This window comes from Pseudomonas sp. NPDC088890, from assembly GCF_044900155.1.
Taxonomy (GTDB): Bacteria; Pseudomonadota; Gammaproteobacteria; order Pseudomonadales; family Pseudomonadaceae; genus Aquipseudomonas; species Aquipseudomonas urmiensis.
In genome coordinates, this window is record NZ_JBJDNG010000002.1 from 73,867 (window position 1) to 96,606 (window position 22,740).

Genomic DNA, 22,740 nt, shown 5'->3' on the forward strand with positions numbered 1-22,740 from the left:
GCGTGCTGCAAACGCGCCCCTTGCGCGGTTTGGATCCCATTGGCATAGTTCCATCTGGATTCATGGCTATTCACATGGGTGCGGGATGCATCCGTTCTGGGTTGTAAAGACAAGGAGTTGCAAATGAAAGGATTCGGGCCGCGTTTAAGGGAAGAACGCGAACGGCTGGGGCTCACTCAGCGCGTGTTCGGCGACATTGGTGGCGTCGAACCCAACGCCCAGGGCAAATACGAAAGCGGTGAGCGAACCCCGCGAGTCGATTATCTGGCCGCAGTCGCAGCTAAAGGGGTCGATGCGCTATATGTCCTCAGTGGTCAGCACACTCCGGCGCCGCTGGACAGCCTCAGCGCTGACGAAGACCGCCTGCTGGGCGCCTTCCGGCGCTTGCCGCCCAGCGATCAGGCAGCCCTCTGGCACTTGGTCGGACGCTTGCTGGGGGAGTCCGGTAGTGATGATTCTGTAAGGATTCGCCGGCTAGATCGTCAGGCATATCTCTAGGACGCATTCCACTAGGTTCAGGCTGAAATTTTTTGTTAAGGTGGCGGGATCCAATCGCCCCCATGACGAGGTGTCTGCTTGATAAGGGTCCTAGTGGTCGACGATCACGATCTGGTGCGTACCGGCATTACCCGCATGCTCGCCGATATCGACGGCCTGCAGGTGGTGGGTGAGGCGGATTCCGGGGAGTCGGCCCTCAAGCTTGCCCGTGAGTTGAAACCCGATGTGGTCCTGATGGACGTCAAGATGCCGGGTATCGGTGGCCTGGAGGCGACCCGCAAGTTGCTGCGCAGCCATCCGGACACCAAGGTGGTGGCCGTCACCGTGTGCGAGGAAGACCCGTTCCCTACGCGTCTGCTGCAAGCCGGCGCTGCCGGTTACCTGACCAAAGGTGCGGGGCTGGATGAAATGGTCCAGGCGATCCGCCTGGCGTTCGCCGGCCAACGCTACATCAGCCCGCAGATCGCCCAGCAGTTGGCACTCAAGTCGTTCCAGCCCCAAGGCTCGCCGTTCGATGCGCTGTCGGAGCGGGAAATCCAGATCGCCCTGATGATCGTCGGCTGCCAGAAAGTGCAAATCATCTCCGACAAGTTGTGTCTGTCGCCCAAGACCGTCAATACTTACCGTTATCGGATCTTTGAAAAACTCTCGGTTACCAGCGACGTCGAACTGACCTTGCTGGCCGTTCGCCACGGTATGGTCGACGCAAGCCTATAAAAGCCGCTCATGTCCCAAGTCTTTGATGCCAGCGCGTTCCTGGCGACCTGCAGTGGTCGCCCGGGCGTGTACCGTATGTTCGACGCCGAGGCGCGGCTGCTCTATGTGGGCAAGGCCAAGAACCTCAAGAAGCGTCTGGCCAGCTATTTCCGCAAAACCGGCTTGGCACCGAAGACCGCCGCGCTGGTTGGACGCATTGCCCAGGTCGAAACCACCATTACCTCCAACGAAACCGAGGCGCTGCTGCTTGAGCAGACCTTGATCAAGGAATGGCGGCCGCCCTACAACATTCTCCTGCGCGACGATAAGTCCTACCCTTATGTGTTTTTGTCTGACGGAGCCTTCCCGCGCTTGGGGATTCACCGTGGCGCGAAAAAAGCCAAGGGCCGCTATTTCGGCCCGTACCCTAGCGCCGGTGCTATCCGCGAGAGCCTGAGCCTGTTGCAGAAGGGCTTCTCGGTACGCCAGTGCGAAGACAGCTACTACGCCAACCGCACCCGACCTTGCCTGCAATACCAGATCAAACGTTGCAAAGGCCCGTGCGTAGGGTTGGTCTCCCCTGAGGAGTACGCCGAGGATGTGCGCCACTCGGTGATGTTCCTCGAAGGCCGCAGCCAGCAGCTTGGCAACGAGCTCAACGCCGAAATGGAACAGGCCGCCATGGCGTTGAACTTCGAGAAAGCCGCCGAGCTGCGCGATCAGATCGCCTTGCTGCGCCGGGTCCAGGATCAGCAGTACATGGAAGGCGGCTCCGGTGATGTCGATGTGGTCGCGGCGTTCGTCAACCCTGGTGGTGCCTGTGTGCACCTGATCAGCGTGCGCGGCGGGCGGGTACTGGGCAGCAAGAACTTCTTCCCCCAGGTGGGTATCGAGGAGGAGGTCAGCGAAGTCATGGCCGCCTTCCTGTCCCAGTACTATGTGGGCAATGCCGAGCGCGAGCTGCCGGGCGAACTGATCGTCAATGTGGTGCACGAGGACTTCGAAGCCATCAGCGAAGCCGTGCACACCTTGCGCGGCCGCGAGTTGGCCATCACCCACCGCGTGCGCGGCACCCGTGCGCGCTGGCAGCAACTGGCCGTGACCAACGCCGAGCAGGCGCTCAACGCGCGCCTGGCCAATCGCCAACACATGGCCGCGCGCTTCGAGGCGCTGGCCCAGGTGCTGGGCCTGGACGAGGTCCCGCAGCGCCTGGAGTGCTACGACATCAGCCACTCCAGCGGCGAAGCCACGGTGGCCAGTTGCGTGGTGTTCGGTCCCGAAGGCCCGCTCAAGTCCGATTACCGGCGCTTCAACATCGAAGGCGTCACCGCTGGCGATGACTACGCCGCCATGCACCAGGCGCTGATGCGCCGCTATGGGCGGATCAAGGACGGCGAGGGCAAGCGCCCCGATGTGCTGCTGGTGGACGGCGGCAAAGGCCAGCTGAACATGGCCCGTGACGTCATGCAGGAGCTGGGCATGACCGACATGACCCTGCTCGGCGTGGCCAAGGGCGTGACCCGCAAGGCCGGTTTCGAGACCCTTTACCTCAATGATGTGGCCCACGAGTTCACCCTCAAGGGCGATTCTGCGGCCCTGCACCTGATCCAGCAGATTCGCGACGAAGCCCACCGTTTCGCCATTACTGGCCACCGCGCGCGGCGCGGCAAGGCTCGCACCACCTCTAGCCTGGAAGATGTCGCAGGGGTTGGGCCAAAGCGCCGACGCGACCTGCTGAAACACTTCGGCGGCCTGCAAGAGCTCAACCGCGCCAGTGTCGACGAGATCGCCAAAGCACCGGGAATCAGTAAAAAGCTCGCCGAGTTGATTTATGCCAGCCTGCATAGCGAGTAGAATGCCTGGCTCAACCCGCAGCCAGTCGTACCGATGAATATTCCAAATCTGCTCACCGTTCTACGCGTCCTGCTCATCCCGATCTTCATTTTGCTGTTCTATGTGCCCTATCACTGGAGCTACATGGCCGCCAGCACAGTGTTCGCGATAGCCGCCGCGACCGATTGGCTCGACGGCTACCTGGCCCGACGCCTGCAGCAGAGCACCCCGTTCGGCGCCTTCCTCGACCCAGTGGCAGACAAACTGATGGTCGCCGTGGCCCTGGTGCTGCTGGTGCAAGTGCACGCCAACTTCTGGCTGACCCTGCCGGCTGCGGTGATCATCGGCCGCGAAATCGTCGTTTCGGCCCTGCGCGAGTGGATGGCTGAACTGGGGGCGAGGGCACACGTCGCGGTCTCCAACCTGGGCAAATGGAAGACCGCCGCACAAATGCTGGCGCTGGTGATCCTGCTGGCCAACCCACCGGTGCTGACCTTCTGGGTGGTGCTTGGCTATGGCCTGCTGCTGGTTGCCGCCGGCCTGACCCTGGTGTCGATGATGCACTACCTGATCGCCGCCTGGCCGCACCTGCGCGAAGGTTCCGAGCAGAAATAAAGTTTTTTTGAATCAAGGGGTTGACGTTGTTTGCTAGATCGCTAGAATAGCGACCTATCACGACGCGGGAATAGCTCAGTTGGTAGAGCACGACCTTGCCAAGGTCGGGGTCGCGAGTTCGAGTCTCGTTTCCCGCTCCAAATTCGATCCTTAGTGCGTCGCTGGGATCACAAGAAAGAGGCCTTAGGGCCTCTTTTTTGTGCCTGGAATTTGGCTCGCGCCTAAGCAGATGGGGCACGGCCAGGCTTGATCCTTTTCCCCTACTCATCCAGTAACCATCCGCTATCGCCCTCGACGATCACCCCACCGTGATCGCTGCGATCACCTTGGCGCGCGACGCATTGGCCGTCTATTTGATACTGCGCGGTGCCACTGACAATCAACGCCCCGCAACTGGTGCGATCTCCCACTCGAGCGACGGCTTTGCCATTGAACCGATAGCTCGTACTGCCGGTTTCCACCACGCCTGGACCATGTATCGGGCAGTCATGGCGATGGCCCACCAGGGCAACGGGTTTCATAGATTAGCTCCTGCAGAGGGTGCCGTACGCGACTCAAGGTCGATATCGGTTGGCCATTGAACTTTCGGGGCGATGCAGTGAATAGGGCTTAATTGCGAATCATCGTTCCAGTCTCGGGGAGGGTGGACGAACTCGGGCAGGGCCTGTGGGCCTTGTTGCATGAACAGCTGGGCAAGTGCCCAATATTGCTTTCCTCGCTCGATATCGTGGGTGAAAAACAGGCGGTCGATTACCTCTTCGGTGCCGGGCTTGATGACCGAAATCACGACGTTTTCGATTAGACCGCCATTGCCCATCGGTGCGTATACGCTGCAGGCTTCGGCGACCAGGTCATCCCAGTCGTAGACGACCGGGCGTACACCCCAGCGTTGGCGGCTGAATAGGTGGAATCGGTCAAAGTGGTATTGGTAGAAATAGACTTTGCGGCGTAACCGGTTGAAGCGGATGGGTTCGTCGCGGGGGAGTTCAATATCCATGCGTATGGTGGGGATGACTAGCCAGTACATTGCAGTTATGAATAACGATCCAGCGATCATCATTACAGGGCCAATCTCTTCTCTGGCTGTCAGTGCCAGATATAGAAAAAACAATGCGGCGGCGCTGTTTATTACGACGCAAATTCCGCCGCCGAAAATATTTACACCTCTAAGCCTTATTGTAGAGCGTGGTAATTCTAAGTAGGTTTTGCAAAAATGGTTTGGTGGTGTCTTAAGTTTTGCTGTGAGATAGCGTGGCTGTGGCGTGTCATTAGGCTTGTTTAGATCGTATTTCCAGCCTGGTGCACGACGCGGCAGGGGTGGTGTTTGAGTTTTCATTCGGACTCACTCTCAAAATGTTGCAGGTCATGTAACTGAAGTGATTTCGTCAAGTTTGTAGATGAGTGCAAATTTCCATGCGGCGTGTTTCGCCTAAAATTAAAAACGATGTATTGATTGCCAAGTTTATGCAGATTTGCAAGTGACACCGGACCTCATAGGCTTTAGCCCGAGAGCGGCGCGGTACGTGATTCGAGGTCGATCGCCTCGGGCCATCTAACTTTAGGGGCAATGCGCCGAATAAAGCTTAATTGTGCATTATCGTTCCAGTCTCGGGGAGGATGGACAAAATCGGGCAGGGCCTGGGGACCTTGTTGCATGAACAGCTGAACAAGGGCCCAGTATTGCTTTCCTCGCTCGATATCGTGGGTGAAAAACAGGCGGTCGATTACCGCTTCGGTGCCGGGCTTGATGACCGAAATCATGACGCTTTCGATTAGACCGCCATTGCCCATCGGTGCGTATACGCTGCAGGCTTCGGCGACCAGGTCATCCCAGTCGTAGACAACCGGGCGTACACCCCATCGTTGGCGGCTGAATAGGAGGAGTCGATCAAAGTGGTATTGGTAGAAATAGACTTTGCGGCGTAGCCGGTTGAAGCGGATAGGTTCGTCGCGGGGGAGTCCTATGTCCATGCGGATGGTCGGGATGACTAGCCAATATAAAACAATAGAGAAGCCAACTGTGAAAACTATGAGGCCCACGCCCGCCTCCCATTGGTGTGTCAGCGTCTCATAGAGGAACTGCAAGAGCCACACGGTATAGCTCGCAGTCAGTATTGTGCCCACGAGGCTGCCAAGTCCTCGTATTCTTAACGATGACCTGGGGAGTTCGAGATTAATGTTGTTGATTTGGTTTGGTGCGGGATATAGGTGTCTTAAACTTAGATTTAGCTCAGGCGGCTCATTAGGTTTGCTTAAGTCGTATTTCCGGCCTGGCGAACGGCGCGGCATGGTTGGTGCGTGGGTTTTCACTCGACGTCTCTCTTAAGAAATGGTGTGGAGTATGTGTTTGATTCAATGGGAGCGCGGCGCGCTGCGTGATTCAAGGTCTATCTCTTCGGGCCAATGAACTTTAGGGGCAATGCACCGAATAGGGCTTAACTGCGAATCATCGTTCCAGTCTCGGGGTGGGTGGACGAACTCGGGCAGGGCCTGGGGGCCTTGTTGCATGAACAACTGGGCAAGTGCCCAGTACTGCTTTCCTTGCTCAATATCGTGGGTGAAGAACAGGCGGTCGATTACCTCTTCGGTGCCGGGTTTGATGACCGAAATCACGACGTTTTCGATTAGACCGCCATTACCCATCGGTGCGTATACGCTGCAGGCTTCGGCGACCAGGTCATCCCAGTCATAGACAACCGGGCGTACACCCCAGCGTTGGCGGCTGAATAGGTGGAGTCGGTCAAAGTGGTATTGGTAGAAATAGACTTTGCGCCGTAGCCGGTTGAAGCGGATGGGTTCGTCGCGGGGGAGTTCTATGTCCATGCGGATGGTGGGAATAATCAGCCAGGACATAAGGGTCGCAAAGCCAAAGCAGGCAAGAATGAGGTGGGTTCCAATCTGAAGGTTTTGTGCCAGCATTAAATATATAATGAATAACAGCCAGGTTACATTGATTGCAAGCATCAATGTGCCGCCGATTATTCCAATTCCTCTGACGTTGAGGGTGCTTCTGGGTAGCTCAAGAAACGCTTCGTTAATATGGTTTGGCGAGGGTTGCAAGTAGCTTGAATCTGGATGCGGCTCTGGGATTTCATGAGATTTTGGTAAGTCGTACTTCCAGCCTAGCGCACGGCGCGGTAGAAATTTCTGCTTTCTATTCACTTGTTCTTCTGCTCTTGAATGATTTCGGCGTATGCATCTACAGCGCTTCTGTCCGGCCAATAGGTGACAGACAATGTTGCCGCTAAGATGTTGTGCTTGCCGATATCGGGATTCAATTCGATGCTTCCGCTGATCTCTTCATGGTAAAAGTGGTCGCTTGTATGGGGGCGAGTTTGGTGTCTGGATTTATTCACCACGATGCTGTCTTTTTTGTAGTCAGGAAATTTTGGAAGTCGAGAGGCTTGTAGTGAAACCTGTCTCAAGGATGTCGTGGAATGCGGTAAGGGGAGGAATTCGCCGCTAATGATAGTCTCGCCGCCGGTGTAGTTAGGTGAGTGACCATCTCCATGACGGTGCACAGTTAGCGTCCAGTGATAGGCGGACCTAGTCTCATCAAATCGAGGCAGAATTATTCTAAATTTTATAAAATGCTGGGTAGCTAAGGTCGCCAATCCTCCAGTTTTCGAACTTGTTGTTGGGTCAGCTCTTAGGGTTTTGAACTCCAGGTGGGTGAGAAGTCCTAGCGTGGCCGCATTGAGTTCAGCAAAAGCGATGTCGGCATGTTCCGGTTTGTTCCAGTGAACGACGGGAGTTTCATTAGCTTTACCGAAATAACATCGCTTGACCCAACGTTCCAAGGGTGTCGATTCAAGTTGTTCAGCCCATTGTGTAAAATTGTACGCGCTAATCGAAAGAATGATGGCGATGCCTAGCGGGCCTAGAAGCGCCGGATGGGTAATGGCTGCTACGGAAAAATAAACTCCAAAAGCTGATGTTACGGTTGCCATGAAGTAAGGTAAGGCTGCTAGTTTGTTCCCTTCAGCAAAAGTGCGTTTAACTGCCAGACTCGTTTGAGCTGCATCCAAAACGCCCGTCACCGCACTTACCATCGCGCCCACTCTAACCAACGAGTGGCCCACCGCTACCCCCGAGCTTGCACCTGACGCCCCGGCCGCCGCCAACGCCGCGCTTTTCTGAACCTGCAAAGCGCTCTGCCGGACAATCAACCCGACCGTTTCAACGCTCCCCCCGAGTATCGCCAAGCTGGAGCCCTGCAACGCCAGCCAGGCTTCCATGGACTTATCGCCAATTTCGGCCTCGGCCTTTTGCATGTTCTTTTCCAGGCTGTCACTGAGCAGGTACAGCCCGCCCATGGCCAGTAGCAACTCCCAGCTTCCCGCGACCCCGCGCAGCCCTGTGAAACTGGTGCCAAGCAACTGCGCCGCTTGTCGCGAGGTCACCCGCAGGCCCTGCAGCGCCTGGCGCGCATTCGGCTCCAGGGTGCCCACGGCGACGGTCAGATCGAGCATCGTCACCTGCGCTGCGCGGTTCAATTCCACAAGGCTGGCGCGTGTGCCATTGACCAGCGTGTCGCGCACTTGCTCTGCCGTTCCTTGGACCCAGACGCTGACGACAATCACGCTGTGCGCCAGCTTCGGATCGAGTACCGCCAGGCTCAGCAGCCCGTTCTGGATGATCGGCCGAACCTTGCGCAGGCTGGACTGCGACTGCTGCTGCAACTCCTCAAGGCTCACTTGCATGCGCTCGCGGGCCTGGGCCATCGCGGCATTGGCGGTATGCTGCATCTGCCGCAAGTGGGCACTTTGCAGGGCGTAGTACTCGCTGAGCTTCATCTGCACCTGCAACTCGACCAGCTGTACGCCGTTGTACAACCACTGGCTGGCACAGTTCAGGCGCATCACCGCACGCTGAACCCCGGGGCCTGCCAGCGGGTGCAGGCGTTGGCTGGCCGCGTTGAGTGCGCCTTGCGCGTCGCTGATCGCTTGTTGCAGCGCAGTGCGCAGGCGCAAGCCGGCATCGTCGCTGGCAATGACCTTGCTCAGCGCCGCATAGAGCTTGTCGCTGTCGTTCCACTCGGTGGGATCGGTGATGGAGAAGCTTGGCAGCAAGGCCGCCAGCAACGACTGATCGCGCAGGAGCAAGGCGCGATAGGGCGGGCTGTGCGGGTCTTGCAGCCATTTCAGCCAGAGCGCTGCGCTGCTGCCTGCAGCGGGCTGCGCCTCGCGGTTGGCGGTTGGCGCTTCGCTGATGCCGCCAGCCAGGCACAGCGCCATGGTCTTGCAGTAGGCAATGCCAGATTCGCGATCATTGCCGTCATAGTCGTATTGCTCGATGCGCTTGAACGTTGGGCTGGCGCACAGCGACGCGTAGAACCTGGCATTGAGGTCAATGTAATGTTGGTACTGCGCCTCCTGGCGGTCGTACTCGGCTTGGAAGGCGGCGCGCATCGGTTCGTGATAGCGCTGCTCGAGCCGCTCGTCGCTGTTCTGCGCCGTGTAATCGACTATTCGCTTGCGCTCCACCGCAGGGTCGACGAACAGCGGTGGGCCATCGCCGGTCTGCGCGTCGAACGCTGGCGTCTGTTGCTCGGCCCACTGCCGGTGCATGGCGCGGATGCTCAACAGCAGTTGCGAGGTTTGCAGTTGATAAGCCCGCAGCGGCTCTTCACGCCATCGCTGCCGGGTGCTGATCCAGTTCAGCCGCGCATGGTTGAACTCCTGCACCATGCCAACCGTGTCATCGAGGTCCAGGGCGAGCACGCCGTGCTCCAACTGGTGCTTGGCGATGGCGTTGAGCACATAGCCGCGCAGCGCAGTCTGGCGCAGGAAGCGGCTGTGAAAGCCATGCACGCTGTCGAAGTCGCCGGGCTGTTGTTCGGCGTATTCGAAGACCTGGCGATCGACTTTGAGGGCGTCCGGGGTCATCGCCAGGCCCAGTTCGCCAGGGGCATTGCGCACCTGGGCCAGGTCCAGCACCTGAAAGCGCTCGGGCGGGGCCTTGCCATCGCGGTAGGCATTGAGCACGCTCGGCGGCCAGGCATCGCTGGAGAAGGCAATCCAGGCGCTGCTGTAGGTCTTGCTGTCGAGGGTGAGGAAGGCAGACGGGATGTCGTGGTCTTTGCCCACGCACCGTTTGGGCAGCGGTCGCGGCGATGCCGGTGGGGGTTCGAGCGGGTTGAAGCGGCGCAAGTGAGCGTGCTCGGTGACCTCGAAGGCCTGCCAGACCTTGCGGTCGAGCAGCACATACAGGTAGCCCATGCGCAAGGTTCGCAGGCCCAGGCGGGTTTCCACGGGTTTGCCGCCAATTACGGGCGCGTTGTAGGCGGGACGGGTGTCGGGCACCAGCGCCCGGCGCAGGGGCAGGATTGGCAGGCCTTGGCGTTCGCAGGCCAGGCACTGGTCGGGGGGCATCGCCGACTCGGCGATGGCGTGGGCGATGTGCCGGCTGATGGTCATGAGTGCACCTCGGCTGCTGGCAAAGTGGTTGTCACGTGTTTCCAGTTCGCATTGGTGTATTGAGCGAACTGCTGCCCAAGCGATCGCTGCCCCTGCGCAGCGCTGTCGATCATGGCGCGCACGCTAGGGTGGTTAGGTAGCGCCGGGTGCAGACATAGCTGGTGCACCACCAGGTTGAGAATGTCGTCGACTGCGCTCAAGCCGAGCGCTCGCGCGTGACGGATATGTTCGGCCACCTGCGTGGCCGCAAAGCGGGTGATGGGCGTGAGTTGTTGCGCCAACGGACCTGTACGCAATGCCCGCCAGCTCGCCAGCACTGCCTCGATCAACGCCGTTTCTTCCTGGCCATCGCCAGCGTTAGCGGGAATCGGCCGGTGGGGCTGAGCTTCGCCGGTTACCCGAGCAGGAGCGCCGCCGCTGGTTAGAAACAGCCAATGCTTGATTGGCCACCAGTGGCCCTGGTCCGCTTGAGCGAAGGCTCCGGCGTACAGCTCAAAACGCACCGGTTCGAACAGCGGGTAAAAACCTACTGCGCCGGCACTGTTCTGAATTCGCCCCATGGACGACAGATAAGCGGCAGTCGCAGGGGCGGGTGCGCTGCTAAATAGCCACGCGCATACCTGGCGTTTACGGCGCCGCAGATCCCTTATCGCGGCGCTTGCTGTCTGCTCAAGCAAGCGCGGGCAAAGGCTGTTACCGGGGGATGCCAGGCAGGCCAGGATCGGCAAAGTTTCAGGAGAGTGGGCGAGGTCTGCACGCCAAATCCGGGTCAACGCACTTTCGCCCAATGCCTGGCGCAAACTGCCCGAAAGCGTCTGATCACTGGTAGCGGCTATCGCCAAGGGGTCTAGGAGTACGTAGCAGTACAGCTGGGGATCGTGATGTTTGCCGACGTACTCGATCAAGGCCTGGGTGCTCATCAGGCGTTTTCCTCGCACCGGCTGCCTTCGTCAGCAAGCAACTCCACGATCACGCTGTTACCGGCACCGGGGGTACTGGCTTGGGTCGGACCCTTGAACGTGAGCGTCAGGCCATCGAGGGTGATGCCGTGTTGATCCAGAATGATGCTGCCGCCGGGGCTTCTGAACTCAATGCGCTCATTTACCTGTAGTTGGTAGACAGTGGTCTGATGATTGACACCCTGACCGACGCTCACGGTCTGCCGGCCGTTGACGACCAGCTCGTTATCGCCGCCAACTGTTTGGTAGTGATTGGCATGGGTTGACTCGCGGCGCTCGTTACCCACCTGCTCGAGCAGATCCTGGCCAATGCTCACTTGGCATGTTCGACCTATGCTGTGGCTATGATCGCGACCCGTTTGCTGTCGTAGGTCGTTACCCACCGCGGTTTGCTCATCGTTACCCACGCGCTCGACACGGTTGCGGCCGATGCAGCTTGTTTCGTCATTACCAACGTGGTTGTTCTGATCCCTCTGCGCATGAATGAACACCTCCTCATGCCCCAGCTCATCCTCGAAACGCAGCTCATTGAAACCTTGGCCCTTGTGGGTCTGGCTTTTGATGGTCATGCGGGTCTTGTGCTTGGGCAGCTCGTACGGCGGTAGCTGGTTGGCGCAGTAGGTGCGGCCGGTGATCAGCGGCTGGTCGGGATCGGCGTTGACGTAGTGGATGATCACTTCCTGGCCGATCCGGGGGATGGCCATCGCGCCCCAGCTGCCGCCGGCCCAGCCTTGCGAGACGCGCACCCAGCACGAGCTGAACTCATTTTCCTGGCTGTCGCGGTCCCAGGGGAAGCTGACCTTGACCCGGCCCCATTCATCGCAATAGATCTGCTCGTTGGCCGGGCCGACCACGGTGGCCATGTGCGGGCCGTCGATATGCGGCTTGGGCAGCAGGGCGGGTTTCCACTCGATGCGCCCGGGAATCAACGTCGCCTGTTGCAGGTAGCGGGTGCCCTGGTCGGCGCCCACCGCCTCTTGCTGCAGGCTGGTGAACTGGCAGCCCTCGTGGTGCACGCCGATCACCCGCCAGTGGACGTTGAGGTCTTCGCGCGGGTGGTCGATCAGGTTGAAACTCAAGCCCGGTTGCAGGCGCACATCGTCGCCTTCGACCTGGGCGATGCGTGCATCGTGGCGCAAGGCGGTGAGGCGGTTGTGGGTGAACGGCTTGCCGACCACATCCCGCTTGTAGCGTCCGGGATAGTCGAAGCGCTCGTAGGCCGGGGACTGGTGCTGCAGGTCGCTGGCCGTGGCGGCATGCTCCTGGCGGTAGGCGGGGTGCTTGAAGCTGTAGTCGCGCTGCACCTGGCGGGCGCTGCGCACCTGTTCGCTGTAGCGAAAGCGGTGCAGGGCGGGTTTGGCCTGATCGCCGCCACCGTTGGGCTGGTAGAGTACGGCGATGGGGTCGGCGTCGGGTGTTTCGACGTCATCGACGAAGCCTTCATCGTCGTCTTCGGCCTTGATCACGCTGCGGCTGATCAGGCCCATCTCCAGCAGGCGGTCGGTGATGATCAGTTGATGGCCGGTGGCGCTATGCTCGAAGCTGTAGATAAAGCCTTCTTCGGCGGCCAGGCGGGACAGGAAGTCAAGGTCGGTTTCACCGGCCTGGACACAGAATTCGCGAACCTGATGGTCGAAACAGGCCACCAGGCTGACGTTGCTCAGCCGCTGGGCCTGGAACATCAGCTCAAGGATTTGCGGCACGGTCTTTTGCTGGAAGATCCGCCAGTTCGAGCGCAGGCTGGCGCGGGCCAGCTGCGGTTCGACCAGTGCCTGGTAGCGGGTGCGAGAGAAGCCGCTGTCACCCTGGCTGAAGCTGCTGACCAGGCCGTGCACGTAGCGCACCGGGCGTGGGCCGTCCCAGATAGTGAACAGCACAGGCTGGTCGAGCAGCTGGGCAAAGTCGACGTCGGCGTCTGCGCTGACCAGCTCCAGGTTGAGCTTGAACGGGGTGCTCAAGGCTTCATCGAGGGTGAACGAGACCACCTCGAATGCGGCGTCGCCGACCAAGGGTTGCACGCTGTAACGAAGATTGGATTGGCGGGGCATACAAGTCCCTGTGCGCGGTCTGAGAAAGAAAATGCCCGGGCAGGCTGACCCTGCCCGGAGCACTGCTGTCAGGAGGCGATAGGGTTGCGCCAATCGTCAGAACCCTCGGTCCCCGAGGTTTCGTGGGTCCAGGTGATTTTGCGATAGGACAGGGATACTTCGATCAGTTGGGTGTAGTTCTCGTTCTTCTTGTCTTGGGCGTGCGGCAGCACGGTGTTGATGTTGACGATGGTTGCGTCCTCAAGTTTGGTCGTGAAGAAATGCTCCTGTTTGCCCTCCACTGAAGTGCGGTACCAGTTGACCTCGACGGTTGGCAGCATTTCTCCGCTGGCCAGTGCGCCATACATCAGCGGCGTGGCTTTGTTCAGCGCGCTGGTGAAGGTGAAAGGCTTGTGCACCCGTTGGCCGGCAGGTTGACCACTTTGCGGATCGGTCGGGACGATCACCTGGTGTTTGATTTCCTGTACCAGGATCTCGTCTTCATGACCCTCGACAAAGACGTTGCCGACCGAGTCGGAGGTGAAGGCCCCAGCAGTGATGTTGCCCTGGGTTTTGCCTTCGATCTTGATGTAAGCGGGTGTTGGCATGGCAGACTCCTGTGTCCATGTAAAAGCACGCAGCCCTCAAGGGCAGGCGTGGCCATCGCGGGTCGATGGGCTTGTCAGCAAGGCATGGGCCTTGCTAATTCGTTGAATTCCAATCACGTGCTTGCCGGTCACTGCAGGATGCCGTTGAGCGACTGCAGCACCTCGGTGGTAATCACATGCAGGCGGTAGCTATAGAAGGCGTACAAGGCGGCAAGGGCGACTGCGCTGATCACCAGTGGGCTCCACCATGGCCATTGGCGGTTCATCCGAAAGTTACGCGGCGCGACATTGGTCAGTGGGTCGCTCAAGTACTCCGGGACCGGGCCTCGCAGTTCGCGAATCTGCCGGTGTAGCTTGACGATGAGGCTCTGCAAGGCCTCGTCGCCCTTGGGCAGGATGGCGTATTTGCCCTTCAAGCCCATGCACAGGCACAGGTACATGAACTCCAGCACCTGCTGATAGCGCTGTGGTTCGAGCATCATTCGCGAGAGCACGGTAAAGAACTTTTCCCCGCCCCAGGTTTCCTGGTGAAAATCGCTCAGCAGCGGCTGTTGGCTCCAGCTGGAGTTCTTGCCCCAGGGGGTGCTCATCACGGTTTCATCCAGGTACAGGCACAAGGAGTAGGAATAGGCCAGCAGGTGCGCAGGCTCATAGTTGTGCTGGCGCAGCTCTGCCAAGACGCTAGTGATCTGGTTGTGGACGTCCTTGTACAACTGCTTGATGTCTTGATGATCGTCCAGTGTCTGCAAGCGCATGGCCAAGCCAAACAAGGGCATTGCCGCATCGATCATGAGGTTGCTGAAGGCGCCGCGCAGTTGAAATTGCGGGTCAGCTGGGTAGCCCGGGTAGCCGGCTGGGGCCGCATCGCGCGATGCCGTGCTATGGGGTTGTTCGAGCAGCCCGTGCAACTCGGTATCGATGGCGCCAGGGGTATTTTGCTTGTCGCTCATGTCATTCGCTCCTGATCGCCCAGAATTGCAACTCAAGTCCTGGGAACTCGCCGGCGATATGCAAGCCAAAGCCGCTACTGTCGTTCATCACCTGCCAGGCCGGATTGCGTCGATCGAGTTCGAAGTAACTAAAGCCTGCATGGAACGGCAGCTCGCGCGGGGCTACCGGCAGCGGCAGCAGGGGAATACCAGGCAATTGCAGCGGCACCAGATCGGTCAGCGCTTCAAGTGAGGTGACCTTGGCTTTCTGCGTGAACTGCTGGCGCAGCGACTCTGCTGGCACGCTGGCGCGTATCGCCAGGATGAACTGCGCGCTGTCCAGCAGGCGCCGGTCTTCGAGGGTTGCGACCAACACACCGTACTGGCGTTGCTCAAGCGGCAGTGACACCGCCCGAGGTTGCAGGACAATGCTCAAGGTGCGCCGCAAGGCGTCCTCCAGCGGTTTGAAGGAAGTGTGCAACGCGCTGTGCTGATAAGCCGGATACTCCTGTGGCAAGCGACTCTCATCCGTGAAGGTCACCAGTTCGCCACAGGCTTGGCTCATGGCCAGGTATAACTGCTCAGGGTGGGTATGCGGCTGTCGCGCCAGATGCTGGAAGCACGGCCACCAGCGGTTCATGGCTTGCAGCAGATTGAAGTCACTGATGTCGGCCACCCCCGACTGTCCTGACGAACCTATCCGTGTCGCAAGGTTGCGAGCGCGCTCGCGAAGGGTATTGCAGACTTCATCGAGAAAACGTTTGAGCGAGGGCACCGCTTGCACAGAGATGCAGGTGGGGTAGACGTTTTCGTCCAGCACCAGGCTGCCGTCGGGGCGACGCTCCAGAATGCGCCCTAGGGCTAGGCGGGTGTAGGCGCTGGCGTCTTCACTGTCTCGTTTGAGTTGCAGGTTGAGCACTGCCAGATCCACAGCCGCGATGTCGCCGTCGTCGGTATGGGTATCTTTGATATCTTCGGTGTTGGCGATGTAGCGATAGTTGGCGCTACTGTCTGGCCAGCGTACTTCACGGCCGCCGTCGCTGCGCAGTGGCAGGCACAGGTACACGTCTTTCTGGTGCGTGAGGTTGTCGATGATTTCCAGCGGTGCAGGAGGCGGCAAGTCGCCGGGGATGTCGAACACCGTGCCGTCGGGCATGACGCCTCGAGCGCGAGTAATGGCGATTTTGCCAAAGCATAAGTACTCCTGATTCAGCTGCAATTCGCTGAACCCATAGAACGAGCTATTGAGGCTGCTCAGGCGCTGGTGAACGGCGGCTTCGCTGGCCCTCGCCAACTGCTGAAAGTGTTGCGGCTTGACGAACAAGCCCTCGCGCCAGACGACAGGGTTGCGTGAGCTCATGGGCGCTCCGAATCAGAAGGGTAGGTGCAGGGGGACAACAGCCAGGTGAGCATCAGCTTTCTTCCTTGAGCAGGATCTGTGAGTCGTTGATCTGCACGGCGAGCACCACCTTGCGACCACGCGGCTGGACGCGCAGGACCTGCTTCCAGGTGGCGTCCTGTTGGTTGCTGTAGTTAGCAATTACGGCAATGAAGCGGGTGTCGGCATCGATCGCTTCGAAGGGCACGAACTTGAACTGACCAGGCGTCAGGAGATAGTCATCGTCACGTATGTAAGTGCTGCGCAGGGCCTTGGCCGGTTCTTGTTCCAGGCCCGAGTAGACGGTGTTATGCAGCAGTGAGTCGTCCCGCAGCTGGAAGATCTTGATAGCGATAGGCGTGGCGATCTGCTCAGCCGATACCATCTGCGGCTGCGCCAGGCTCAGGTGCACTTCCGGATCGTCATAAGTGCCTGGGCTGCTGTCCTCCATGGACGAGCGCGGCAGGGTTGGCTGTTCCTGTTCCTGCTCTATAGGAGACACGGCTGGAAATTGCTCTTGCAGATACGCCAGCAGTACTTCGACCTTTTCAGTCAAGACCTGTGGGTTGCCAGCTGTGAGGCTGACTGCATAGGGGCTTGGCTCCAGCACTGCATCGGCAACCGGGGCATCAAGGCTTCGTGGGTTGCCATTGAGGGTGGGGCTGGCATACAGGCTGAAAGCAACCTGGGTTGGCTGATCACTCGCAGCGCCCACCGGTATGCTGGGGTCCATCAATACCTGGCCAACCTTGCCCAAGACCGTGCAGCCCGGCAGGGGTAGAAACAGTGCAGCGATTATCAGGGGACGCAGTTTCACAGCTTTTCCCCTGGGCGGATATTGGTCATGGTGGTGTCTCCAGCTGGGTGCAAAGTAGATGGCGCATCCAGTGCCAGTAGGGGGTCGCAGCCACTATCGGCTTTGAACGCCTGGCAGATGTCGAGCACGGCGGGGTAGGTGGGGGTAGCTGGCTCTAGGTCCAGGGTGCCGGCCGGCAGATCGTTCACCAAGGCATCCAATAGGCGCTCGCCTGGCTCGAACAGCTCTTCCAGGGCGCCGCGCCTAACCTGCTGGTTGGGCTGGTCGCTGTGGTAGTGGACCAACAGGCGATAGGCGCCGATACGCAGGCAATCGCCTTCCTGCAGGCGCACCGCAGCCGTGCCTGCAAGGCTCAGCTGGTTGTCATTGAGGAAGGTCTGGCCGCAGCGATCGATGGCGCAAAAGCTCTTCTCTCGCCAACGAATCTCGCAATGGATGGGCAGAATGCGCCGCTCGCGATCGATCAACAGCCAGTCGGCGCCGAGGCTGCCGAGCGTGCCGCCGCGGTTGTCGAATTGATGGCTGACGGTGACGCCATGCTGCAGTTGATCGGGATTGCTGATAGTCAGGGTCACTTTCATGAGCGCACCCTGATGAGTACCTTGGGGCTGGTCGCGCCGTGCCGATCATCGATAAAACTGGTCCAGCCCAGATGGCTGCCTTGCGTGCGGCTCAAGTTGAACGGTGGCAGTTGCTGCTGTTTGAGACGCAGCTCCAGGTCATAGGCCAGGCCGTCACGCAGGAGGAAATCAATCAGCGCTCGCAAGCGCCCAAAATTGATACCGCTGGGCAGGAAAGCGCGTAGTTGGGCTTGGTCAAGATCACCAATCAGGATGGCGAACTTGCTGCTGCGGGTACGGCTGCGATCACCGACAATGAAGGCGCTGCCCAACTGACCATTGGTCAGGCCAAGACTGACCCTCTGGCGGACATCGAATGACACCGAGCGCTTTTCAAATTCGCGGATCTGCACCTGCCGCAGATCAAAGCAGTGGGCGATGATCCCGGCCACCGTGCCGGGGGCGCGGCTGCGGCTGGCAATCACCCCGGCAAAGCTGAGCAGACGGCTCCAGGGCAATGCCGTATCAACCCGCAGTTGCTCGTTACCCAGGCCGATCAAGGCGTAGATATAGGCAGAAAAGTGGTCGCTGGCTTGGGTCTGGAAGCGGATGTAATAGCGGTATTTGCGCCAGATCCGGTGGAGCAGGCTGAGCAAATAGTGATTGAAGAAATCGAAGAATGCCGGGCGCACGCCTTTGCCCTGGGCATGCTCGTAAGCGAGCTGATCCAGGTAGTAGCTGGGCAGTGGTGAGTCTGTACCGTGCAGTCCCAGGAAGGTGGTGCAGACCCGGTAGCGGTCATCGTTTTCTGCCCGCTGAGGCAGGCGCTGCGCTTCCAGCACGTCGGCCACCGGAAAGGTCAGGCGAGGGTCGCTGCCAAGGCGTAGCCGCGGCTGCGTAGCGTCTGCTGGCCTATGTGGTTCAAGGTCATCATCGTGCAAGCCATGCAGCCTCTCCAGCAATTGGAAGAAATTGTGCAGATGAGCTTCGGCGAGCAGCGTGTCGGCTAGATCAGCGGTTGTCTGCCGGTCAGCAAGGGCCATGTGTAGTGCTCGTTGTTGGTGGTGTTGATCACTTCCAGTTGATGGAAGGAATTGATGCTGGCGTAGAGGGCAAAGAAGTGCGACAGCACGCAGCCGAACAGGTACAGGTCGCCTTCGCAGCGAAAGGCGTCCTGATCGAGTTGCAAGTGTGTGCGCAAGCCGCGAACGGGCAGGCCCTTGATCAGCCAGTCCAACGGTTCGGTCTTGGCTTGGCCAATGCCATCGAGGCGCTTGCGCGTGGCGCGTGCCTGCTGAATGTCATGCAGGGCGGCGAAGTCGTAGGCACCGAGCACCGCCTTGAGCGGTTCGGCCGAGAGCAGCGAGAGATAATTGAGCGACAGGTTGGAGATCAATGTCCATTGCAGCTGGCCATCCAGTACCGGTCGGTACGGCCGGGTCGGTCGGCAGATGTTGCGGTAGCTGGCCAGCGGTGGAGTGGCCTCGGTGGTGACACTGATGTCGCCAATGCCCAATGCCAAGGGTAAATCCCGATTGGTACAGGTCAGGTCGACCGAGGCGGTTTCCAATTGCCCGACATACAGGCTTTCGTCAGCGCGGACGAACGCCATGCGGTGCACCAGCCCGTCGCCGCGCAACGACTCTTCGACCCGGCAGCGGTAATACAGCGCGGTGCGTCCCTGGGCGTGTTCGATTTCATGGGCGAACGATTCAAAGGGTTGGAACACGCGTAGCTGCTCACCTCGGCTGCCATCTGCGGTTACTCGCCAGCTGGCCACGCGGTCGACGCTGAAGATCTCGTAGGCCTTCGGGCGCTGACCACTGGGCGTCAGCCGCACCTGCTCGGCCTGGCCAGACAGGTCGATGGGTTCGGCGCTGTGCTCGAACAGGTTGATGGCCGGCGTGCAGAACAAGCTGAAGTCAGCTTTGCTGATACGCATCGAGCTGGGCAATGGCCGGGTGAAGTGAAATTCGATGCGCACCCTGCGGCTGTCCTGGTTCGGCCACAGTTGGGTGAGGCCAGTCAAGCTGAAGAAGTGGAAGCGCTGCGGGAAGACAAAGTACTCCTGCACAATCCGGTAGCCGTCGAAGACGTTGCGCGGATAAGGCAGCAAGGCATCTTCGGGGCTAAACCCGGGAAAGCTGACGGTGCAAGCCGGTAGCCTGCGCACTTCACCGTTGATGATCACGCTGATGTTTTTCAGGTATTGCGATAGCCACAGGTACAGCGTTTGAGCGCTGCCATGATCGCCACTGAGGTGGAAGTCCAAGCTGTGGCAGGCCAGAGTGTTCAGCGGGCGCTCAACCAAGGTGTTCAGCTCAATGGCAACGCTGCAGTTGTCGAGTGTCTGTGTGGCACTGGCCTGGTGGACCTCAAAAGGATGAAGTGTCACCTCGGTACAGGTTCGATACTCGCAAGCGATGCCGTCCACAGGGCGGGAAAACAGCCGTGAGCCCTTGGCCACGCGTTGTGACTCACTCAAAGACTGCTCCAGCGGGGTGAACTGGATTATCGTCGCGCTGGGCAGCGGCCGTAGATAATTGGGCCATAGCATCTGCAGCATTGAATGGGTCAGCTCGGGCAGGTCATCGTCAAGTTTCAGGCGCAGTTTTGCCGTGAGAAACGCAAAGCCTTCGAGCAGTCGCTCGACATCTGGGTCGCTACTTTCTTTACCTAGATACTGCGCGAGCTGCGGGTTGTCCCGAGCAAAATCGGCACCCAGCTCGCGTAAATAACGCAGCTCTTCGCTAAAGCGTTGTTTCAATGGCATGGGTTACCTCACCCGGGTGTAGCGATTTTGGCCGTTGACCAGCAACTCGATCTGCAACTGCTCGGCACGGTTGTTTACCCGCACCTGGCAATCGAGGCGAAAGTGCAGCTCCAGCGGGGTGTTGGCGTCCGGTACGCCATGCAAGGTGCGAATGCGGATGCGCGGTTCATAGCGTCCAATGGTGCGACGGATGTCGGCACTCACTTGAGCCAGCAAATCACCGCTCCTCAGGTCGTGGCCGTTGAAGTCGCGCAGGCCCAGGTCAGGGCTGCTTTGCGAACAGCCCTGACGAGTATTGAGCAGTGTCTCGAGGTGGCGCTTGATGACCTCGAATATCTGGCCTGCCTGCTCATGGCGGCATTGCTGTCGACTGGGTGGGTTATCTGCAGCCAGGCGATCGAACAGGCTGCTCATTCGTTATCGAGCCGACCGACCAGGGAGATCTCGAAGTTCGCTCCCATGTACTTGAAGTGTGGTCGCACAGCCAGGGATACCTGGTACCAGCCCGGATCACCGGCGACTTCCGAGACTTCGACTTTGGCGGCGCGCAGTGGTCGACGGCTACGTACGTCGGCCGAGGGGTTTTCTTGGTCGGCGACATACTGCTTGATCCACTTGTTGAGCTCGCCTTCCAAGTCGGCGCGTTCCTTCCAGCTGCCGATCTGTTCACGCTGGAGCACTTTGATGTAGTGGGCCAGTCGGTTGACGATGAACAGGTACGGCAGTTGGGTACCGAGCTTGTAGTTGGTTTGCGCCTGCTGGCCTTCTGGCGTCTTGGGGAACGCCTTGGGCTTTTGTACCGAGTTGGCCGAGAAAAACGCCGCGTTGTCACTGTCCTTGCGCATGGTCAGGGCAACGAAGCCTTCTTCGGCCAGCTCGAACTCCTTGCGATCAGAGATCAACACTTCGGTCGGTATCTTCGCCTGCAGTTGGCCCAAGGACTCGTGCAGATGCACGGGCAGGTCCTCGACGGCGCCTCCGGATTGTGGGCCGATGATGTTCGGGCACCAGCGGTAGCGAGCGAAGCTGTCGTTGATGCAGCTGGCCATCAGGAAGGCGGCGTTGCCCCACAGATAATTGTCATGCTGACCGTTGATGGTCTCGTCATAGCTGAAGCTGCTGATGGGCTGCTCATGGCGGTCGTAGACCGAGCGCAGCATGAAGCGCGGCAACATCATGCCGACATGGCGGGCGTCTTCGCTGTCACGGAACGATCGCCATTTAGCGAATCGCGGCCCCTCGAAAATGTCTTTGACCTCCTTGAGGTTGGGCAAATCTTCGAAACTGCTCAAGTTGAAGAATTCAGGGGCGGGTGCGGTAATGAACGGCGCATGGGACATTGCACCTACCGAAGCAACATAACTTAATAGTTTTATATCGGGCGAGGAGGGGCCGAAGTTGTAATTACCGACCATGGCCGCCACCGGCTCGCCACCAAACTGGCCAAAACCTGCGGTATAGACATGTTTGTAGAGCCCGCTGCTGGTAATGTCGCCGGCATTGTCGAAGTCTTCGAGGAGTTCGGTTTTACTGACGTGGAGCACTTCGAGTTTTATGTTCTCTCGAAAGTCGGTGCGGTCCACCAGTAGTTTCAAGCCGCGCCAGGCCGATTCAAGTTGCTGGAACTCGGGTTGATGCAGGATGGCGTCCATTTGTTTGCTAAGGACTCGGTCGACCTCAGCAATCATCTGGTCCACGCGATGCTTGTTGATCAGTTGATCAGGCTCATCGCTTTTGAGGATGTTGGATATGAATGCAGCGACGCCTTGCTTCGCGACTTGATAGCCTTCTTGACTGGGAGTGAGCAGGGTTTCGGCCATGATCTGGTCGAGCAAGGTCTGGTTGCCGGTTGTCTGGTCAGCAACGTCAGAGGTGAGGGTCTGGGTATTTTGGCTGGGCATGGTGACGCTCCGTTGTCAGTGCTTCATTGACCTGATGCTCAGGTCTTGGCTGCTTCAGTCTTGTTCGGTGGCTTCGATCACCAGATCCAGCTCATGGGCAAGCTGCTTGCGTGCCTGCTCGTCAGTGAGCAGCTGTTGCAAGTGCTTGCGAAAGGCGGGGACGTTGCCCAGCGGGCCTTTCAGGGCCACCAGGGCTTCGCGCAACTCGAGCAGCTTGTTCAGTTCAGGTACTTGGCGGGCGATCTGGTCTGGGCCGAAGTCATTGATCGAGTTGAATTGCAGGCGCACTGCCAGTTCAGCATCGGGGGCTGCGCTGAGGCTCGAAGGCACGGCCATGCTCAAGCTCACAGCAGCCTCGCTCAGTACGCTGTTGAAGCTGTGCTTGTCGATGCGCATGAGCTGGCGATCTTCCAGGGTGCGTGTATCGATCAGGCCGAAATCGCCCAAGACCAGCATCTTGTGGGGCAGTTCTATTTCGGCCTGCTGGTCGCCGGTGGCAGGTACGTATTTGATGTTGATACGTTCCTTGGGGGCGACGGAACTTGAGCTTTTAGCCATGCGCTACATTAACTCCCTGTTAAGTTTGTAGGATGTTTCTTACATTGCTTCCCGTTAGGGTTGTTTTTGTAGGTTTATTCGTACAGTTGGTGTTGAAATTGTACTTATTGTTTATTTGTGATTTTGCTTTGCATTTAAACGATGCATGGGTGAAAGTGCCTTGGTCGAG

General features: G+C 59.0%; 21 protein-coding genes and 1 tRNA gene. 5 read left to right on the forward strand and 17 right to left on the reverse strand.

Annotated features, from left to right (window positions below):
* The first annotated feature begins 123 nt into the window (after nucleotides 1-123).
* The 5 genes from ACI2JX_RS05190 to ACI2JX_RS05210 all read left to right on the forward strand — a co-directional run bounded on the left by ACI2JX_RS05190 (nucleotide 124) and on the right by ACI2JX_RS05210 (nucleotide 3,782).
* Nucleotides 124-498, forward strand: coding sequence for a helix-turn-helix domain-containing protein (locus ACI2JX_RS05190; protein ID WP_264235881.1), 375 nt, complete (start codon nucleotides 124-126; stop codon nucleotides 496-498).
* Nucleotides 499-576: 78 nt separating this feature from the next.
* A complete protein-coding gene (uvrY, locus tag ACI2JX_RS05195) occupies nucleotides 577-1,215 on the forward strand; it encodes a UvrY/SirA/GacA family response regulator transcription factor (protein ID WP_023631421.1) in 639 nt (212 codons plus the stop codon).
* Nucleotides 1,216-1,224: 9 nt separating this feature from the next.
* Complete coding sequence (gene uvrC, locus ACI2JX_RS05200) at nucleotides 1,225-3,048, forward strand: excinuclease ABC subunit UvrC (RefSeq protein WP_404689549.1); 1,824 nt, start codon at nucleotides 1,225-1,227, stop codon at nucleotides 3,046-3,048.
* 33 nt (nucleotides 3,049-3,081) lie between these two features.
* On the forward strand, nucleotides 3,082-3,642 hold the full coding sequence (gene pgsA / locus ACI2JX_RS05205; protein ID WP_186557107.1) for a CDP-diacylglycerol--glycerol-3-phosphate 3-phosphatidyltransferase: 561 nt from the start codon (nucleotides 3,082-3,084) through the stop codon (nucleotides 3,640-3,642).
* A gap of 64 nt (nucleotides 3,643-3,706) precedes the next feature.
* A tRNA-Gly gene (locus ACI2JX_RS05210) sits at nucleotides 3,707-3,782 on the forward strand.
* 120 nt (nucleotides 3,783-3,902) lie between these two features.
* Here ACI2JX_RS05210 and ACI2JX_RS05215 read toward each other — a convergent pair.
* From ACI2JX_RS05215 to tssB, 17 genes are all read right to left on the reverse strand, one after another.
* Complete coding sequence (locus ACI2JX_RS05215) at nucleotides 3,903-4,163, reverse strand: PAAR domain-containing protein (protein WP_264235884.1); 261 nt, start codon at nucleotides 4,161-4,163, stop codon at nucleotides 3,903-3,905.
* Entirely contained in the window at nucleotides 4,160-4,978 is an 819-nt protein-coding gene (locus ACI2JX_RS05220) for a DUF6708 domain-containing protein (protein ID WP_404689550.1), read from the reverse strand. Before ACI2JX_RS05220 ends, ACI2JX_RS05215 begins: the two co-directional genes overlap by 4 nt.
* A 164-nt stretch (nucleotides 4,979-5,142) precedes the next feature.
* Nucleotides 5,143-5,736: a DUF6708 domain-containing protein gene (locus tag ACI2JX_RS05225; protein ID WP_404689812.1), complete on the reverse strand. Its 594-nt coding sequence runs from the start codon at nucleotides 5,734-5,736 to the stop codon at nucleotides 5,143-5,145.
* Nucleotides 5,737-5,994: 258 nt separating this feature from the next.
* Nucleotides 5,995-6,804: a DUF6708 domain-containing protein gene (locus ACI2JX_RS05230; protein WP_404689551.1), complete on the reverse strand. Its 810-nt coding sequence runs from the start codon at nucleotides 6,802-6,804 to the stop codon at nucleotides 5,995-5,997.
* Entirely contained in the window at nucleotides 6,801-10,061 is a 3,261-nt protein-coding gene (locus ACI2JX_RS05235) for a T6SS effector BTH_I2691 family protein (protein WP_404689552.1), read from the reverse strand. Before ACI2JX_RS05235 ends, ACI2JX_RS05230 begins: the two co-directional genes overlap by 4 nt.
* Nucleotides 10,058-10,981: a hypothetical protein gene (locus ACI2JX_RS05240; RefSeq protein ID WP_404689553.1), complete on the reverse strand. Its 924-nt coding sequence runs from the start codon at nucleotides 10,979-10,981 to the stop codon at nucleotides 10,058-10,060. The genes ACI2JX_RS05235 and ACI2JX_RS05240 overlap by 4 nt, the downstream gene beginning before the upstream one ends.
* Entirely contained in the window at nucleotides 10,981-13,068 is a 2,088-nt protein-coding gene (locus ACI2JX_RS05245) for a type VI secretion system Vgr family protein (protein ID WP_404689554.1), read from the reverse strand. Before ACI2JX_RS05245 ends, ACI2JX_RS05240 begins: the two co-directional genes overlap by 1 nt.
* 68 nt (nucleotides 13,069-13,136) lie before the next feature.
* Nucleotides 13,137-13,655 (reverse strand): Hcp family type VI secretion system effector, encoded by a 519-nt coding sequence (locus ACI2JX_RS05250; protein ID WP_404689555.1) that lies wholly within the window; start codon nucleotides 13,653-13,655, stop codon nucleotides 13,137-13,139.
* 128 nt (nucleotides 13,656-13,783) lie between these two features.
* Complete coding sequence (gene icmH, locus ACI2JX_RS05255; RefSeq protein WP_404689556.1) at nucleotides 13,784-14,605, reverse strand: type IVB secretion system protein IcmH/DotU; 822 nt, start codon at nucleotides 14,603-14,605, stop codon at nucleotides 13,784-13,786.
* A gap of 1 nt (nucleotide 14,606) precedes the next feature.
* Complete coding sequence (tssK, locus tag ACI2JX_RS05260; RefSeq protein ID WP_404689557.1) at nucleotides 14,607-15,944, reverse strand: type VI secretion system baseplate subunit TssK; 1,338 nt, start codon at nucleotides 15,942-15,944, stop codon at nucleotides 14,607-14,609.
* 52 nt (nucleotides 15,945-15,996) lie between these two features.
* A complete protein-coding gene (tssJ, locus tag ACI2JX_RS05265) occupies nucleotides 15,997-16,779 on the reverse strand; it encodes a type VI secretion system lipoprotein TssJ (RefSeq protein WP_264235891.1) in 783 nt (260 codons plus the stop codon).
* A complete protein-coding gene (locus ACI2JX_RS05270) occupies nucleotides 16,776-17,360 on the reverse strand; it encodes an FHA domain-containing protein (protein WP_404689558.1) in 585 nt (194 codons plus the stop codon). Before ACI2JX_RS05270 ends, tssJ begins: the two co-directional genes overlap by 4 nt.
* On the reverse strand, nucleotides 17,357-18,382 hold the full coding sequence (gene tssG / locus ACI2JX_RS05275; RefSeq protein WP_264235893.1) for a type VI secretion system baseplate subunit TssG: 1,026 nt from the start codon (nucleotides 18,380-18,382) through the stop codon (nucleotides 17,357-17,359). The genes ACI2JX_RS05270 and tssG overlap by 4 nt, the downstream gene beginning before the upstream one ends.
* Nucleotides 18,346-20,112, reverse strand: coding sequence for a type VI secretion system baseplate subunit TssF (tssF, locus tag ACI2JX_RS05280; RefSeq protein ID WP_404689559.1), 1,767 nt, complete (start codon nucleotides 20,110-20,112; stop codon nucleotides 18,346-18,348). The genes tssG and tssF overlap by 37 nt, the downstream gene beginning before the upstream one ends.
* A gap of 3 nt (nucleotides 20,113-20,115) precedes the next feature.
* The gene (gene tssE, locus ACI2JX_RS05285; protein ID WP_264235895.1) at nucleotides 20,116-20,526 is read right to left on the reverse strand and encodes a type VI secretion system baseplate subunit TssE; all 411 of its coding nucleotides are present in this window, start codon (nucleotides 20,524-20,526) and stop codon (nucleotides 20,116-20,118) included.
* A complete protein-coding gene (gene tssC / locus ACI2JX_RS05290) occupies nucleotides 20,523-22,013 on the reverse strand; it encodes a type VI secretion system contractile sheath large subunit (protein WP_404689560.1) in 1,491 nt (496 codons plus the stop codon). The genes tssE and tssC overlap by 4 nt, the downstream gene beginning before the upstream one ends.
* A gap of 54 nt (nucleotides 22,014-22,067) precedes the next feature.
* A complete protein-coding gene (tssB, locus tag ACI2JX_RS05295; protein ID WP_186556804.1) occupies nucleotides 22,068-22,571 on the reverse strand; it encodes a type VI secretion system contractile sheath small subunit in 504 nt (167 codons plus the stop codon).
* Nucleotides 22,572-22,740: the final 169 nt, after the last annotated feature.

What these genes read in the sequence shown, in the direction of transcription:
- ACI2JX_RS05215 (WP_264235884.1), bottom strand. Translation starts at nt 4,163, where the DNA reads ATGAAACCCGTTGCCCTGGTGGGCCATCGCCATGACTGCCCGATACAT.
- ACI2JX_RS05250 (WP_404689555.1), bottom strand. Translation starts at nt 13,655, where the DNA reads ATGCCAACACCCGCTTACATCAAGATCGAAGGCAAAACCCAGGGCAAC.
- tssG (WP_264235893.1), bottom strand. Translation starts at nt 18,382, where the DNA reads ATGGCCCTTGCTGACCGGCAGACAACCGCTGATCTAGCCGACACGCTG.
- ACI2JX_RS05220 (WP_404689550.1), bottom strand. Translation starts at nt 4,978, where the DNA reads ATGAAAACTCAAACACCACCCCTGCCGCGTCGTGCACCAGGCTGGAAA.
- ACI2JX_RS05240 (WP_404689553.1), bottom strand. Translation starts at nt 10,981, where the DNA reads ATGAGCACCCAGGCCTTGATCGAGTACGTCGGCAAACATCACGATCCC.
- ACI2JX_RS05245 (WP_404689554.1), bottom strand. Translation starts at nt 13,068, where the DNA reads ATGCCCCGCCAATCCAATCTTCGTTACAGCGTGCAACCCTTGGTCGGC.
- tssF (WP_404689559.1), bottom strand. Translation starts at nt 20,112, where the DNA reads ATGCCATTGAAACAACGCTTTAGCGAAGAGCTGCGTTATTTACGCGAG.
- pgsA (WP_186557107.1), top strand. Translation starts at nt 3,082, where the DNA reads ATGAATATTCCAAATCTGCTCACCGTTCTACGCGTCCTGCTCATCCCG.
- uvrC (WP_404689549.1), top strand. Translation starts at nt 1,225, where the DNA reads ATGTCCCAAGTCTTTGATGCCAGCGCGTTCCTGGCGACCTGCAGTGGT.
- icmH (WP_404689556.1), bottom strand. Translation starts at nt 14,605, where the DNA reads ATGAGCGACAAGCAAAATACCCCTGGCGCCATCGATACCGAGTTGCAC.
- ACI2JX_RS05190 (WP_264235881.1), top strand. Translation starts at nt 124, where the DNA reads ATGAAAGGATTCGGGCCGCGTTTAAGGGAAGAACGCGAACGGCTGGGG.
- tssB (WP_186556804.1), bottom strand. Translation starts at nt 22,571, where the DNA reads ATGGCTAAAAGCTCAAGTTCCGTCGCCCCCAAGGAACGTATCAACATC.
- ACI2JX_RS05270 (WP_404689558.1), bottom strand. Translation starts at nt 17,360, where the DNA reads ATGAAAGTGACCCTGACTATCAGCAATCCCGATCAACTGCAGCATGGC.
- ACI2JX_RS05235 (WP_404689552.1), bottom strand. Translation starts at nt 10,061, where the DNA reads ATGACCATCAGCCGGCACATCGCCCACGCCATCGCCGAGTCGGCGATG.
- tssK (WP_404689557.1), bottom strand. Translation starts at nt 15,944, where the DNA reads ATGAGCTCACGCAACCCTGTCGTCTGGCGCGAGGGCTTGTTCGTCAAG.
- tssE (WP_264235895.1), bottom strand. Translation starts at nt 20,526, where the DNA reads ATGAGCAGCCTGTTCGATCGCCTGGCTGCAGATAACCCACCCAGTCGA.
- tssC (WP_404689560.1), bottom strand. Translation starts at nt 22,013, where the DNA reads ATGCCCAGCCAAAATACCCAGACCCTCACCTCTGACGTTGCTGACCAG.